Raw genomic sequence first — 14,973 nt, 5'->3', positions numbered from 1 at the left:
TATGGCAATTATAACACCTGTTCGTAAAGATGTCCAGCACCATGGGCGTATTAAAAAATATTCAGCTTCCCTACGTCTATGGCATTGGGCCAATACCATCGTTATCAGCGGCTCACTGCTTACAGTACTGATCAATTCAACTATAACGGATGAAAGGCCAATATCAGCCTTGGTCAAAACCGAATTAAAGAATGCTGGTGCCGCAGTTAGCGATGAGCAGGCTGGTTCAGTTGCACACGCGCTTGGCGATAGCGTCTGGAGCATACACATCTATTTTGGATATGTATTAATTGGTTTACTTTTATTTCGTTTAGGGCTTGAGTCTTTTCAGCTCGCCGATCAAAAATTCATCCGTAAGATGAAAAGCGCTTACCGGCAATTCCAATCTATCAAAAAAGAAAGAGAACTGGCCAAACATGAGCTTACTGTAAAAGCTATTTACGCCGCGTTTTATATTTTGCTCATCATCATGGCTGTAACCGGACTATTTTTGGCATTTGAAGACCTTTTAGCATCTTTCAAATCTATCAGGCACAGCGTTAAAGAAGTTCATGGCTTTTGCATGTACCTGATCCTTGCTTTTATCTTTGTTCATCTGGCTGGTGTCTTTTTAGCCGAACGCGGGGACAATAAAGGTATTGTTTCTGATATGATCAATGGCGGAGGAAGTCATCCGTAATCATTTTACAGCAACCAATTAAAACGGAAAAACCATCAGACATATTAATTACAATATTCCTGATGGTTTTAAATGGGTTGCCAGAGTGTCGTGCAATTAATCTTGTATTTGAATACCAATCCCTATTTGAACTTCATGGCCAGGGTTACAATATTCGAATTCAACCCTGTAGAACGCATATAGTGGCCGGCCCTGATCTCCAGCGAATTGAAATGCTGCCAGCCAAACACACCCGTTGGTGGAGACAATCTGATATTAGCCCCAACAAAATTGCTGTGTAGCGTAGACAGATCATAATCGCTGGTGTAATAGGTATCCGTAGGATTGTGCTGTCCGTATGGAGCGAAATAGCGTGTACCTTGTTGGTTATTATACCGGTAATAAGGGCTCACTGATACAAATGAAGTCAGCTTAACAGGTATTTCCACTTCCGCCGTATGGGCGCGTATACCCCAGTTATCCATATAATACCGGTAAAATGTCCTGATCACAAAATGGTCATCCAGGAAGTAATTAAACCGTACAGCTATAGGAAGCTTATACCGGCTACCTGGCAGATTTTCTACCCGTTCAGATCCATCGGTAAAATAATCACGCTGGTATTTGGTGGCCAGCAAACCATGCTGATAAGAAGGCTCGATGATCAGTAAGGCCTGCAGCCGTGAGGTCAGCACCTGCGACAGGGAGAACGAAGTACTGAATGAATTCCGCGGACTGTGGTCAACCGGTCCTTTACCTTCCCGATCAGATCCCGAACCGTAGCCCGGCGGTCGCAGTTCAACCGGTAATATCACTTTCCAGGTATCCAGGAAAACCATGCCCTTAAAATCAAACTGCGTATTTTTATCTTTAGATACCCGTGTAAGATTTATTCCACCGCCGAAAGACTGGTAATCGAACTCGTGCGAATAAGATCCTGTTAGTCCGAAAGCATTACCGGTTTTATCGTTTGAAACCGTCCAGTTCAAAGATGGGTATACACGGGTATCCTGCCTGGAAGCTGAGGAGATACTGTTCGGGTCAATTTTATCTGACGATGCTGAAGTATAATGATCCACACCCAGTTCAAAGGTAAAGGTGTGTTTCTTACCACTGGCGCCATATTTTGATAATTGCAGATCAAAGGTATTGGCAAAATCAGTCAGCTTTTCAGTACCTATACCGCCGGTAACTGCAGAGTTATTCCCATCCTGGTGATAGTAAGCCGAGATGATGTTGATCTCTTCAATTTTAAGTTTGCGGGCTTCATAGTTACTGGTATCCTTAACCGGTAATGCTTTGGTTTGCGCATGTGAAGCAACTATCCCTAAATATAGGGCGGCAACACACAGGTATATTTTCCTCATATAAGTAACACGCTTTTAGTTACATCCACAGCCGCCGCCGCTTTTTCCACCATTAGCTCCCGAACCGCCTTCGCGATACAATTGAAAACTTTGTTCAAACTTCTGTGACTTACGGGCCGAAAGCTCCATTTCCGCGTCGTTTAACCTGTTCTTTTGATACGCTTTTACTGATGAGCAAGAACTCAATCCAAGAGCCGGTATACTGCCGACCAGCAATAATTTAATCAGGGGAAACTTTTTCATGTGTTAATTTTTAACGTTTATATTTCTGGACGTGTAAAGGCGGTTATCCTCATCAATAATGACGCAGCCGAGTTGTTGTAGTTGGTTTACCAGATCCAACCCCACGCAGATACCCATTACCATTACAGGTGTGGCCATGGCATCAGCAAACTCGGCGCTGGGGCAAATGATACTTACGCTTTTAATGCCGCTTACCGGTAGGCCGGTCTTAGGATCAATGGTATGGGAATATTTTTTACCGTTGATCATGGCATACTTCTCATAGTTTCCGGATGTAGCAATGGCCATATTGCTGATATTAAGTGTAGAAAACGGCGTCATTTGCTTATCGGGGTCGGCAATAGCTATCGTCCAGGGGTTGCCATTAGGCTGTGTTCCCCAGGTGATCAGGTCGCCGGCTGCATTTACAATCCCGCTGTTAACGCCGTCTTGCTGCAGTATAGCTTTAGCACGATCAGCCGCATAACCCTTCCCTATTCCTCCAAAACCTATCCGCATACCTTTTTCCTTGAGCATAACGGCGGTATTCACTGCATCCATGATTACATTTTTGTAATTGATCAGGCGTACTGCTTCACGAGCTGTTTCTGCATCTGGTAAGCTTTTCATGTTAACATCGAAGTTCCAGAGGCTTTTATCTATCGAACCGTACGTGATATCGAATGCCCCCTGAGTAAGCTCAGATATTTTCAGCGAACGTTCTATCAACTGGTAAACTTCCTGATCAACTTTTACCGGGCGAATACCTGCGGCTGCATTGATCTGGTTGGTTTGGCTATCATCGCTGAAAGTAGTCAGCAATTTCTCAATCCGGCTTATCTCGGCAACAGCCATATCAATACGGCTATTTGCCCAATCAATATTATCGCTCACTACGCTGATCTCGAAGCGATTGCCCATCAGCTTCAGTATCCGCTTATGAACAGTTGCGATTTTTTCTATTGTTTCAATGACCGGCATTTGCAAAAGGTTTGATTTGATTAATAAACTGGTCAGGCGTTTCGTCAGGGTATCCGTCCCATTCTTTTAATACTTTGCCATGGTCATCAACTAGCAGGGTAAATGGAAACTTACCATCAGGATTATATTTTTCGGCGAGAGCTTCATTTAGTTTTACCTGCTCTTTGCTCAGTTGATTTTTCTTTTGCCGGGGGAAATCGGCACGAACCAACACCAGGTGATCTGTGGCAAACTCATTGAATTTTTCCGATTCCAGGATCTCCTTCCTCAGCCTTATGCATGGTCCGCACCAATCGGATCCGGAGAAATTCACCAGGATTAGTTTATGTGCTGCTGCTGCTTCAGTTTGAGCTTTGTTAAAATCGCCAAGCCATATAGGGAGATTGCTGGTCAATAAGAAAAGAAAAATGGTTAATAGTTTCATTTTTATCAGTTTTAAGAGAGGCCCATCAGCGGTGTTCCCGTTAAAATAGTTTGATGCGCGGGAGCCTGTATATCACTATAGGAACAATAATATCAGGAGATTCTGTAGTTGACATGAAATTGCCTTCGTTTAACAGATTTTAACAAGATTCATCCGTCGTTTAGATTATAAAAAAGACTAATCAGCCAAAACCAGGTAAAGAATTATTTCCAGTCGATTTGGAATTGAAAAATGAAAAATATTAGCTGGACACAACTTCAGATTTCCTTCAAATTTGCTTGCTAAATTTGTGAGCTTATGCCATTTTGAGCAAGTAATCGTAGACAAACAGTTTAAAATGATGAAGATTATCCCCCAATACAGGTCTTCTAAATCTCGAATTACCAACCAGCAAGAAAACTGGAATCGTATAAATACCCAAATACTCGAATATATAAAGAGTATTAACGAGGCAAAAGATGCGGAAACACTTTGGTTTGGAATGAAGGATCAAGGGAGTAACATGAGCATCAGTTCATTTAATACCAGGTTGAAAAAACTGGTGGGCGCTGGTCTTATTGAAAAAATATCGCTGAATTATAATAAACATTTTTATAGAACAGCCCCTAATCTCATTATCTTATAATCATCACCATTAGGCCGCTTAAAAGCACCTAAGGTATACGGACAGTCGGAAAGGATTCCCTGCGATTTAGTGGTTTGCTAACTTTGTGGTATATGATGCCTGTTACTGGCCATACCCAGGTACGAATCAATTATTACGGCGCTAAATCAAGCACATTATGCGGTTATAACTGGGTAAAAACTGATAAATATCACCTCTCCTATTGATTTCTTGCGGGTAAAAACCCTCATATGGGCGCATATATTTGTATGTGCTTACTCCATATCCGTTTTCATCATTTCCCCCTGAGCCGGAAGAGCGGCAGCATGGTATCGTCTTACCTTTCCAAAAAAAGAATCCCAACGATTGTTTTTTTCGTAATGATGCGGAATTTGACTGGCTTTATCCGGAGCATTTTCAATTGATGTCGCTCAAGCAGTGGACACCTGTTGCCATTGCCAGAAAAGCTGCTGAATATTTAGCTGTAAAAGGGGCAAAAATCCTGGATGTAGGTAGTGGCATCGGAAAATTCTGCCTGACCGCCGCACATTTTAATCCCGATTCTTTTTATTTCGGGGTTGAGCAGCGGCATGAACTGGTATATTACGCCAGGACCGTCAAAAAATACCTGGGCATTGATAACGCCAACTTTCTGCATGCCAACATGACCCAGGTCAACTTTCGCGAATTTGATCATTTCTATTTCTATAATTCCTTTTACGAGAATATAGACCATAAGAACGCCATTGACGACACCATTGCAACCTCCTACAGCCTTTATGCTTATTATTCGCAATATTTAATGTCGGGATTAAATGAAAAGCCGCCAGGCACCCGGGTGGTAACCTACCAAAGTCTTGGAGAAGTTATCCCTTCAGATTATAAACTCATTGATTTGTCATATGATTCCTTGTTGCGGTTATGGATCAAGGAATAATTAACATCAACAAAATCTAACACACCTTCTTTAAATGTACAGCGATACCTTAAATATTTCCTATTTCCGCAAAGACGCAGCCTTCGATACCCTATATCCTCAGCATATACGTGAATTGTCAGAAATGCACTGGACCACTCTGGATGTTTCCCTGGAAGCCAGCAACTTTTTGGCGACACCTGGGGCCCGGATCCTGGATATCGGCAGCGGCGTAGGTAAATTTTGTATCTCTGCTGGTGTATATCATCCGGAAGCTACTTTTTATGGCGTTGAACAAAGGGAGGAACTGTTCCATCATGCCCAAATAGCTAAAGAACAGATTGGCGTTTCTAACGTCCAGTTTATCTATGGTAACCTCATGGATCTGGATTATGACTTGTATGATCATTTTTACTTTTACAATCCTTTTTATGAAAATATAGAACCAAGAAGCCGGATCGATCATACGGTCTGGACCTCGTCTGAATTATATCGTCGCTATACCTTATTCATTTACGGGATGCTGAACAAAAGACCGGCCGGGACCAAACTGGTAACTTTTCATGCTCCGGATAATCAAGTTCCGGCCAGTTATCAATTAATGGACAATTCCTACAATAGTGTTTTGAAAATGTGGGTCAAGGAGTAAAGGCGGACTATGTTTCCGGGACGCCGCGGCACGAAGAACAGCGGCACGGATAGATACTTGGGGCCAGTTGCTGAGCGCTTGCATCCGCAAGATATCCTTTGCGAAGTCAAATAAAATAACATCCATTCAACCCAGTAACTTGCTGATAAGAATTAGGCCCAACGATCGCAAAAGCGGTCAATGACTGTCAGAAAAGCTATTTATATCGAAAAATCTTAGTTTTGTGCGTTTGTTTTCAGAAAGGAATGAAAAACAAACATTATTTATTTACTTAATAAAAAACATATGGAAAAATTCAAATCATTAAAAGATCTGGTAGCATCTATAGAAAGCGACGTGGTCAGCTTTTACGAAAAAGGCAATAAAGCGGCCGGGACAAGGGTTAGAAATGCCATGCAACAATTAAAAGTTATTGCAACGGACATTCGTAAAGAAGTAACAGAAAAGAAAAACAATCAATAATAGTTTAAAAATTGTTTTGGGAAAATAAGCCCGGTCAAAACTGACCGGGCTTATTTATGATGGTGATTCAAGTGCTTAACAGATAACATATACTGATAAATATCAGTATTGACGCTGATATTTTATTCCTATAGCGGGTGGTGTTTGAAGTACTTTTGACTACGGGAAACTGAAGCCATTGAAGGTAATAAGGAGAACCGGATATAAAAAAACTAATGAGTTTATTAAAAGACGGTGACATCAAGGATCATTTCTTTATGGGGTATGATTTGCATAAAGCCGGATTTATTTTTGAGCCGCCTCATATAACCTGTAATTTTAATCTGGGCTTATTGTGTGACGTTGCAGCTGATTTTGTAAAAGTGTCTACTTCCCGAGCGGGGGTTAATATCCATAAAGACGACATCATAGCTGAGCTACTTAAACTTTTACCATCGGTTAACGGGGACGATTTTATTGTGGTCTTGTCTCTCGATAAAAAAAGGGCTATAGCAGGGAAAGTAACCCGTAGAGGAAGTCACCTGTTTAATGAATTATTTGACGAATCTTTTAATCATTGATTATGCCTGTCATCACCGAAATCATATCAACAGCTTTTCCTGATAAAGATTGCAATCAGAATTGTTCTATCCACTTGCTTACTTTACGTAATTACAGATTTAATATTATTCCTATTTGCCTATGATCGGATTTCCTTTGCGCTTAAATTATAATCAGCAGGACTATGTCTATTACATTATTTCTGCACCGAGTAAAAAGAACAAGATCATTGAAATTCTTTTAGATTCAAAAAACTACACTCTTATCCTGGATGAGCATAAATTGTGGATCGAAAAAGAGCCCGAAGAAAACAGATCGCTCGAACCCGGATTGATCCTGGCCATTAGCCGGGCTGTAACCTTGCGCTATCCTATTTAATTTCGGGAACCATGGTACTGGCCCTGCATGACTTTTTTTAACCAAATTCCGCCCTAACTAACCCATTTATGGTCTGTTGTACAAGAAGAATGTTGAGAATAAATTATGCTTGTGCTATTTATGTATCTGATAAATGATCGCTTCTGATAAAACATCGTTCGCCCTTTTTAAAGCTTTTTCAAACGTATTAGTAATATTACCTTTCCCTATTTGGAATAACAAACGAGCTTTTTTTAACTCCCCGATTACCTGTTCACTATTCACCTCAGAAAGGATGAGTTTAGTTCCTTTTCTTTTTATTTCCTGCTGAACATCCCTTAATACGCGGATACCGGTCGCGTCAATAACCGGTACGTTCCGCATCCGGATGATCAATATTCTGGCCGGCTTCTCCAGCACTTTCATCGCGTCCTTAAATTTATAGGCGGCACCAAAAAACAAGGGACCATTAATCTCAAAGACATCAACTCCTGCAGGGATAATTTCCGGGGTAAGTTCTTGGTCAGGGAACTGGTCTGCGGAAAAAACAGTCTGCTGTACAGAACTTGTTTGCATTATTTTGCGCATAAACAGAAAGGCAGCCAGGATCATTCCAATTTCAATAGCTACGGTCAGGTCCACCAGCACGGTCAGTCCAAAAGTGGTCAGTAAAACAGCGGCATCACTTTTGGATCCTTTTAAGACGGCTATAAAGTTTCCCAGTTCGCTCATGTTCCAGGCGACCACGATCAATATCCCGGCAAGTGTTGCCATCGGGATCAGCGCCGCCCATTTGCCTACAAAAAGCATGATCAGGAGCAGGGTGAGGGCATGGATGATCCCGGCAATGGGTGTTCGACCACCGTTTTTAACATTTGTGGCCGTTCTGGCAATCGCGCCGGTTGCTGGGATGCCTCCAAAAAGTGAAGAACATATATTCGCCAGTCCCTGAGCGATCAGTTCTGTGTTAGACCGGTGGTTTCCACTGATCATGCCATCTGCGACAACTGCTGATAATAAAGACTCAATACTACCCAGCAATGCGATGGTAAAAGCTGGCCGAATCAATTGCTGGACGGTTGCCAGGCTGACGCCTGGAATAACCGGGTATGGTAAAGACGATGGGATCGCCCCAAAGCGGCTGCCAATGGTTTCTATGGGAATGTGGAAAAAATTAACGGCAAAAGTGGTCATGATAATGGCTAATAACGATCCTGGGACTTTGTGTGTTATTTTAGGCCACAGCAAAACAACCAGTACGGTAAAAACCCCAATGAACAAGGCATATAGGTTCACCGAGGCCAGGTGCTGACTATATGTTATCCATTTGCTGATAAAATCAGCAGGAACGCTTCCCATTTTCAAACCTAAAAAGTCTTTGATCTCAGAGGAGAAAATGATCACAGCTATCCCGGTGGTAAAACCAATGATCAGGGGATAAGGAATGTATTTGATGGTATTGCCCAATTTGACAACGCCCATAATGACCAGGAGGATTCCGGCCATAAAGGTGGCGATAACCAAACCGCTGACGCCAAACTGCTGAACGATGCCGTAAACGATGACGATAAAAGCCCCCGTGGGTCCGCCGATCTGCACCCGGCTGCCACCTAAAGCCGATATGACCAGCCCGGCAATAATAGCGGTAAAAATCCCTTTTTCAGGGGATACACCAGAGGCTATGGCAAAAGCAATAGCTAAAGGTAAGGCCACGATACCTACAATTATACCGGCAACAATATCTTTATAAAATTGCGCCAGGGTGTAATTTTTCAGTGTATCAATCAGCTTTGGTCTGAACAAATTTGTCATACTGCTCATTATTTAAACCATTTATATTTATTACCGTCAACCGGCATATCCGTATCCAGTTCGGGATGATAATGCACCTTGGGTGACAGCCAGTAAAGCAATATAACCCGGGAGTACCGGAAATTTATGGGTGAAAGGATGAACAGCCCGCCCAGGATGGTGGCGAGATATAACCAGGGTGAGTCGTTATTGTGGGTGATCAGAAAGGTAGCCACCCATAAAAATCCACCCTCAGCTACATTCATGGCATAGCTCACATACATCGCCGCATAGAAATAACCTGGTTCAATCTCAAAGACCATCTGGCAATGCGGGCAATTCAGATTGATCCTGTTGGAGACCAGGCTGTATGTTGCCCCCTCAAACATATTCCCCCTGCGGCAGCGCGGGCATTTGGCGTGCAACATGGCCCATGATTTTTGTGTTTTTACCATGATTTATTTTATCAATACGGTGTTCTTTTAAATCCTTGAATTTCGATGCTGATCAGTAACTCATTCCTTGATCCACATTTTCAGAAACCTGCTATAAGAATTACTGACCAACTGGTAACCCGATGGAACCTGGCTATCAGCCCCATGGAATGTCACCAGCCTTGTTTCCGGAGGCTTTTTGTCCAGCATTTCATATACAAACCGGCTATAACGATCATAAAGCTCAAAGGATGTTTTTACTGCATAATCGATCCGGCTGTCGGGTTCGATGTTTTCATAAAAAGGATTATAAAAATAAAAATGATCATAATCATCGAAATCCAGCTCGGTCAGATTGCCATGAATGAAATTCACATTGGGTAAATCAATCTCTTCCCTGGCCGTTTCTGCAATAGTAAATAGCTCGCTTCGCTGTTCAATACCGTAAAATGTTGTTTCCGGATGAAAAAAGCCGGCTACCAGGCAAAACTTTCCGACTCCGCTCCCGAGGTCCAGGACTTTGGCGTTGGGAATGGCCAGGAACTCACCCGCTCTTTTGGCGATGTCAACCGAGGTCCAGTGCATGGCTGACAAAGCCTGGATATGCTCGGGGTACAGCTCATCAAAAACATGGTCTTTACGGAAAAGGGACTGACTTAAAGTATCATGAAGCATGCTGCCGTTTTTTTTATCTGTTTCAAGACTCCTGAAGGGAGCGGTTAAAAATTTGAACACATTCATTTGGATTTCATTCCCTTATACACATTTTTAGCAAAGTATTATAGGAGGCACTTGTCAGCTAATGATCCGGTGGGATCTCCTGTCCTAAACTGTCGTGTTTATTGACCGGGATGTTTTCCGGCGATCTGGTTATTTCTGGCTTGATCTGATCCTGTAGGCGGAATGGTGCGGGCGAAAATGGATCATATTTCATCGTATACAAATTTAGGCCATAGCAGCTGCAATGTCATGGTATGACATCAGCATACGGGCTGATATTTATCAGTTTTTGCCAATAAACAGGAGCTTTATATCTTCCCGGCGAGTCTCACTTTTGGCTCATGCAGTGTGCAGGAGCTTATAAGATAGGCCTTAATAAATTCGTATCTTTGTAATATGAGCCTATCTGGAATTTTTCCGATTGACAAATGGGAATTCACAACGCAGTCTGTTCTTAATACCCTCTCAGAAGAAGATTACCATTTTTTGATCTCCCGGCAAGGAGCGCAGAAATATCAAAAAGGGGAAATTATTTTCAAGGAAGGTGTTGTGCCATCCGGTATTTATTTTATTCACCATGGGAAGATAAAAAAGTATAAAGTTGACAAGAGTGGCAGAGAGCAGATTATCTATGTAGCCAATAAAGGTGAACTGATCGGGTACCATGCGATATTAGCCGAAGAACGTTGCCCTGATTCTGCTGCTACATTGGAAGATAGCCTGATTAGTTTTATTCCGAAAGAGGATTTCTTAACTATTCTGGATAAATCGCCGCTTTTTGCCCGGCGCTTATTGAAAACATTGAGCCATGAGTTTAGTGTATTGGCCAATGGTATTTCTGTAATTTCGCAAAGAACCGCGACAGAACGGCTTGCCATTGCGCTGATCGTATTGAGGGAAAAGTTTAAGGATGAAGGATCTGGTGAACAAGAGATTATTTTAAATATATCCAGGATGGATTTGGCCAGTCTGGCCGGGATCGCACAGGAAAATGTGATCCGCCTGTTAAAAGAATTTAAAGAAGATGATATTTTGGAAACGGATGGCCGGAAAATATGGATCAAAGATATTAAGCGATTGGTTAAGATATCAAACTATGCATAGTACCTGCCTCATAAAGAAGTGATATCAAACCTATGAAAATGCATGGATTGTCTATTTATTAGGATACTTCGGACAAAGGGATATACTATGGTAAAATGCCAGAAGTTATTCAATGCAATAGATATGTAATCGTAAGAAGCAGAGACGGATGATCCTCTTCAGTATATTAACTTTAAACATTGCAACAGTATATAATGAATAACAAAATCGACAATGGCATGTCCAGCTACTAACAATATCCACGTTAATGCTTATCTCCATTTCTTTAATAAAGCAATTGGCAAATCGTTTAGTTCAACCCGATGAAAACGCCGTAATTGATATTATCGCTTTATGTCCAAATGCATCAGCATACGGTCCAACTCCAGCAACCTCATTCGGTATTTTGCGATTTCGGTTGAAATCACTGAGAGCAAAAACCTGTCTTTTACAGTAAAATCTTTTTTAAGTTGCTTTTCACCGGCGAAATGGTTTGTGTTAATGTAAGTAACCTTTCGATTGTGAGTCAATCGAAACTTAATGTTGTAAGTACCGTCTTCTTTTTTGTGGTGTTTGAGAACCACTTCCTTGATTGTAGCCATCCTGACGAAATCCGTTGTAAAACATTTGGAAAACATTTTCGTCAAGTTGGGCAGTTTTTCGTGTTAAACACAACGCATCAGTTTTCAACCGACGAACTTCATTTTTTATCGAAAAACTGCCTTAATGGCATAAAAAAAGCCCTTTTACTGCTGTAAAAAGGCTTTTTAGAAATGGGTCGATCATGGGTCAAATTTCGAACCAGTTTATAGCTGATTTACAAAAAATTGCTCGAATATGAGTACAGTCATGGGGCAAACTCGAACCGATTACAAAATATTTATTCAAATACCAATGCTAGCTCTTTGTTGACTTATTTGGTTATCCTCAGTCGGTTTAAAAAATTAATCCTCTATTTTTGCCATAGGTATTTCGTAACGGTTTATAAATACACGTTTACCCCCGATCAGCGTTATTTTTATTCCATAAATCATAAATGACCAATGCACTTTGACCAACTTGCTAAAAGGTAACAATTTTTTCAGGCTTGAAAATGGTGTAGCTGGTGTTCGCGGCTTTTCCAAAGTTATAATCTTCGTGTAATTTCCATTCTACTTGTATTGGTATGCTATTAAAATAAAAGTAAGATATTGTATGTTTCAACTGCCTGCCCGCTTTTGTTCATCCGCTGAGCCTGATTCAGTGCGCGATTTAGCCGTCTTTCCGCTCCCGAAGCGGTAGCTGAAATTCAACCTGACAGCGCGTGTATAAAAGTTGAAATAGGAATACTGGTATAAGCTCTCATACCGGTCAATCACATTGTGATTTTCACTTTGGAAGATGTTGCGGGCGTTAAGAGAGATGGAACCCCGTCCACCAAACAGTTGCTGCCTGACGCCGACACTTGCCACAGAGTAAGCACCAAAAGAGGAAGTGATCAGTTGACGCCTCGAATCATATTCAAAATCGGCTTCGGCAGATAAATTATCCGTTAAAGGGAAACTATTGTTGGATGTGAAATAAACGGAAACGATCCCCGGGTTGTTCAGGCTGAAGTTTCCCGCCTGCCCGCTGAAATGATTCCGATAGAACGAAACGATATTGTCAGTAGACCACCATTTGACCAGTTTTTTTGAATAGTTAAAGTCGATGTTCCAGGAACCGGAGTGCTGGATATTGGTGGGTATCCTGGTAACGGTCACTTTATTGCTGTCGAGATAGGGCAGGGTCTTTACATAATTACGATCGATGTCATAGCCGAAGGTAACGGATAGTTCCTGGTGCCATGACCAGGTTAATTCAGAATGCCAGGTAAGTTGAGGTTTTAAATTGGGGTTGCCTTCAAAATAAAGCGTGGGTGTCAGCGGGCGGCGGAACGGAACCAGTTCATGGTAATTGGCCCGTTCTATTCTTCTGCCGAAACGAAACGTAAACCCATAGTTATCGTTCAGTTTGTAATCAAAAAAGGTGGTCGGAAATAATGACAGGAAATTCTGATCGACCGATTGCCCCGTCAGCTTTTGTTGTCCTTTGGTAACGGTTTGCTCGGCACGCAGGCCAGCCTCTACCGTCAACTTTTTATAAGGTTTGGTGACATTAATATATGCGGCATTGATATTTTCGGAATTGATGGAATAATCGCTTTGCGTGGAATCAACGAGGTTCTGGCCATTTAACTGCTTATAATAAGTATTGTTATTATTGGCTTTGACGTAACTGGACTTTAACCCTGCTTCCAGGCGGCCTTTGCCGCTTAAAGGCTGCGTATAATCGGCTTTAATTGCATAAATATGCAGTCGCCTGCTTTGATCAAGGAATACGTTTGATTGGCTCAAAAAACTCCCGGAGGCATCATTTAGCATGGTATAATTGAATTGTCGCGGGTTATTCCGGTAATTGGAATAATCCAGGTCAATCGAAAACTCCCTTCCAAGCGTATCTAGCTTATGAACCAGCGACAAGCCGGTCGTATAATTAAAGGGCTTATCTTTATTTAGGGCCGAGAATTGCTCTGTATTCGTCAGCGCGCGGTTCCCATTGAGAATGTTCATATTCGAAATGGTCAGGTCGCTGCCTGACTGGACACTCGCATTACCCGTAAGGGACAAAGTGGTTTGCCTGGATAAATACAGGTCAAGTCCCAGCGATGGCGAATAAGTCCGGTTGCTGCTGATATTATTATTATTGGAGGCTTTTTCGGTCGACAGCGCGTTATTGTTACCAAGCGCATCGGTTGTCACCGAGCGATTGAAAAAGTCCTTGTTAAAAGTATAACTGTTGGAGAGGGTGAGATTATAGGCTTCTGTTTTGTAACCCAGGTTGATCCCGCCGTCATAACTGCCATAGTATCCTTGCGCGAGGTTCCCATTTACACTGCCCGTAAAACCTTCCCGGTGATTTCGCTTTTTGACGATATTGATTATTCCGGCGTTACCGGAAGCATCATATTTGGCCGAAGGATTGGTCATGATCTCTATTTTCTGAACATTGGAGGAAGGCATCCCTCTCAAAAGCGAAGCCAGGTCCTGCGCGGACAAATACGTCGGCTTGCCGTCTACCAGCACATTGATGCCAGCCTTCCCGTTTAGAAACACCTGGCCGTCATCGGTGATTTGAACGCCCGGCAATTTCTTTATCACTTCTAAAACGCTTAAACCTGCATTGGTGATGTTCTGGTTAACATTGACCACCGTTTTGTCGATCAGCCTTTCCACCAGCGGCGTTTTTCCCCTGATGGTGACACTGTTCAGCATCTTTGCCGACGCGGTTAATACCAAAGCCCCCAGGTCAACGGGCTTGCCGCCGGAATCCACAACGATATTCACTTTGTTCAGGGTCTGGAAACCGACCATGCTGATTGCCATCCGGTAAGTCCCCGGCTTTATATTATTAAAAGAAAAGAAGCCTTTATCACTACTTAAGGCAGCTTTTACCAGGGTGGTATCCTGCTCGTTTTTTAAGACGAGCGTTGCAAAAGGCAGCGCGGCTTTCTTTTCGTCTACAATGCGGCCTTTGATCACCCGGTTCGCCGGAGCCTGGGCTTTTATCAGGCTGGCGGAAAGCAGCAGCCCCGCAATGATCATCCCTGTACGGGTAATATATTTGCTCATGATTTCTTTGTTTTACCCAATAATCAGGCAGGAACGGACACGAAATTTGGATCGTCGCCGGAAAGGCTAGCCTCATCGGCAAACAGGCTAAACTGCCTGTCAGACCCTGCCGGGC

17 protein-coding genes are annotated in these 14,973 nt (G+C 42.4%); 8 read left to right on the top strand and 9 right to left on the bottom strand.

Annotation, left to right across the window (positions count from 1 at the left end):
* Position 1 precedes the first annotated feature (1 nt).
* Positions 2-679 (top strand): cytochrome b/b6 domain-containing protein, encoded by a 678-nt coding sequence (locus ACNURT_RS09450; protein WP_419701523.1) that lies wholly within the window; start codon positions 2-4, stop codon positions 677-679.
* A gap of 122 nt (positions 680-801) precedes the next feature.
* On the opposite strand, the gene ACNURT_RS09445 is transcribed toward ACNURT_RS09450, so the two are convergent.
* From ACNURT_RS09445 to ACNURT_RS09430, 4 genes are read right to left on the bottom strand one after another with little or no spacing between them, the layout of a single operon-like run.
* Entirely contained in the window at positions 802-2,025 is a 1,224-nt protein-coding gene (locus ACNURT_RS09445) for a DUF3570 domain-containing protein (protein WP_419701522.1), read from the bottom strand.
* A 15-nt stretch (positions 2,026-2,040) separates the two neighbouring features.
* Positions 2,041-2,268 (bottom strand): DUF4266 domain-containing protein, encoded by a 228-nt coding sequence (locus ACNURT_RS09440; protein ID WP_419701521.1) that lies wholly within the window; start codon positions 2,266-2,268, stop codon positions 2,041-2,043.
* A gap of 3 nt (positions 2,269-2,271) precedes the next feature.
* On the bottom strand, positions 2,272-3,228 hold the full coding sequence (locus ACNURT_RS09435) for an FAD:protein FMN transferase (protein WP_419701520.1): 957 nt from the start codon (positions 3,226-3,228) through the stop codon (positions 2,272-2,274).
* Positions 3,215-3,652, bottom strand: coding sequence for a thioredoxin family protein (locus tag ACNURT_RS09430; RefSeq protein ID WP_419701519.1), 438 nt, complete (start codon positions 3,650-3,652; stop codon positions 3,215-3,217). The genes ACNURT_RS09435 and ACNURT_RS09430 overlap by 14 nt, the downstream gene beginning before the upstream one ends.
* A 337-nt stretch (positions 3,653-3,989) precedes the next feature.
* On the opposite strand from ACNURT_RS09430, the gene ACNURT_RS09425 reads away from it, so the two are divergent.
* The 6 genes from ACNURT_RS09425 (at position 3,990) to ACNURT_RS09400 (ending at position 7,201) form a co-directional block, all read left to right on the top strand.
* Positions 3,990-4,277, top strand: coding sequence for a hypothetical protein (locus ACNURT_RS09425; protein WP_419701518.1), 288 nt, complete (start codon positions 3,990-3,992; stop codon positions 4,275-4,277).
* A gap of 250 nt (positions 4,278-4,527) precedes the next feature.
* Positions 4,528-5,193, top strand: a complete 666-nt coding sequence (locus ACNURT_RS09420; protein ID WP_419701517.1) for a methyltransferase domain-containing protein — start codon at positions 4,528-4,530, stop codon at positions 5,191-5,193.
* A 34-nt stretch (positions 5,194-5,227) separates the two neighbouring features.
* Positions 5,228-5,821: a class I SAM-dependent methyltransferase gene (locus tag ACNURT_RS09415; RefSeq protein WP_419701516.1), complete on the top strand. Its 594-nt coding sequence runs from the start codon at positions 5,228-5,230 to the stop codon at positions 5,819-5,821.
* A 285-nt stretch (positions 5,822-6,106) separates the two neighbouring features.
* Positions 6,107-6,283: a histone H1 gene (locus ACNURT_RS09410; protein ID WP_419701515.1), complete on the top strand. Its 177-nt coding sequence runs from the start codon at positions 6,107-6,109 to the stop codon at positions 6,281-6,283.
* 215 nt (positions 6,284-6,498) lie between these two features.
* Positions 6,499-6,843: a hypothetical protein gene (locus tag ACNURT_RS09405; protein ID WP_419701514.1), complete on the top strand. Its 345-nt coding sequence runs from the start codon at positions 6,499-6,501 to the stop codon at positions 6,841-6,843.
* A 121-nt stretch (positions 6,844-6,964) separates the two neighbouring features.
* Positions 6,965-7,201: a hypothetical protein gene (locus ACNURT_RS09400; RefSeq protein WP_419701513.1), complete on the top strand. Its 237-nt coding sequence runs from the start codon at positions 6,965-6,967 to the stop codon at positions 7,199-7,201.
* Between the two features lie 114 nt (positions 7,202-7,315).
* On the opposite strand, the gene ACNURT_RS09395 is transcribed toward ACNURT_RS09400, so the two are convergent.
* The 4 genes from ACNURT_RS09395 to ACNURT_RS09380 are packed head-to-tail and all read right to left on the bottom strand — an operon-like array spanning position 7,316 to position 10,339.
* On the bottom strand, positions 7,316-8,992 hold the full coding sequence (locus ACNURT_RS09395; protein ID WP_419701512.1) for a SulP family inorganic anion transporter: 1,677 nt from the start codon (positions 8,990-8,992) through the stop codon (positions 7,316-7,318).
* Positions 8,993-9,000: 8 nt separating this feature from the next.
* Positions 9,001-9,426 carry a DUF983 domain-containing protein gene (locus ACNURT_RS09390; RefSeq protein ID WP_419701511.1) on the bottom strand — a complete coding sequence of 142 codons (426 nt, stop codon included), beginning with the start codon at positions 9,424-9,426 and terminating at the stop codon, positions 9,001-9,003.
* Positions 9,427-9,486: 60 nt separating this feature from the next.
* Positions 9,487-10,146 (bottom strand): class I SAM-dependent methyltransferase, encoded by a 660-nt coding sequence (locus tag ACNURT_RS09385; RefSeq protein ID WP_419701510.1) that lies wholly within the window; start codon positions 10,144-10,146, stop codon positions 9,487-9,489.
* 58 nt (positions 10,147-10,204) lie between these two features.
* Positions 10,205-10,339 (bottom strand): hypothetical protein, encoded by a 135-nt coding sequence (locus tag ACNURT_RS09380; RefSeq protein WP_419701509.1) that lies wholly within the window; start codon positions 10,337-10,339, stop codon positions 10,205-10,207.
* A gap of 182 nt (positions 10,340-10,521) precedes the next feature.
* On the opposite strand from ACNURT_RS09380, the gene ACNURT_RS09375 reads away from it, so the two are divergent.
* Positions 10,522-11,229: a Crp/Fnr family transcriptional regulator gene (locus ACNURT_RS09375; protein WP_419701508.1), complete on the top strand. Its 708-nt coding sequence runs from the start codon at positions 10,522-10,524 to the stop codon at positions 11,227-11,229.
* 1,178 nt (positions 11,230-12,407) lie between these two features.
* On the opposite strand, the gene ACNURT_RS09370 is transcribed toward ACNURT_RS09375, so the two are convergent.
* Entirely contained in the window at positions 12,408-14,858 is a 2,451-nt protein-coding gene (locus tag ACNURT_RS09370) for an outer membrane beta-barrel protein (protein ID WP_419701507.1), read from the bottom strand.
* Between the last annotated feature and the right edge of the window lie 115 nt (positions 14,859-14,973).

It is taken from the genome of Mucilaginibacter sp. NFX135 (assembly GCF_048565145.1).
GTDB lineage: Bacteria > Bacteroidota > Bacteroidia > Sphingobacteriales > Sphingobacteriaceae > Mucilaginibacter.
The sequence above is the reverse complement of the archived record's forward strand: the minus strand, read 5'-3'. Positions and strand labels throughout refer to the sequence as shown.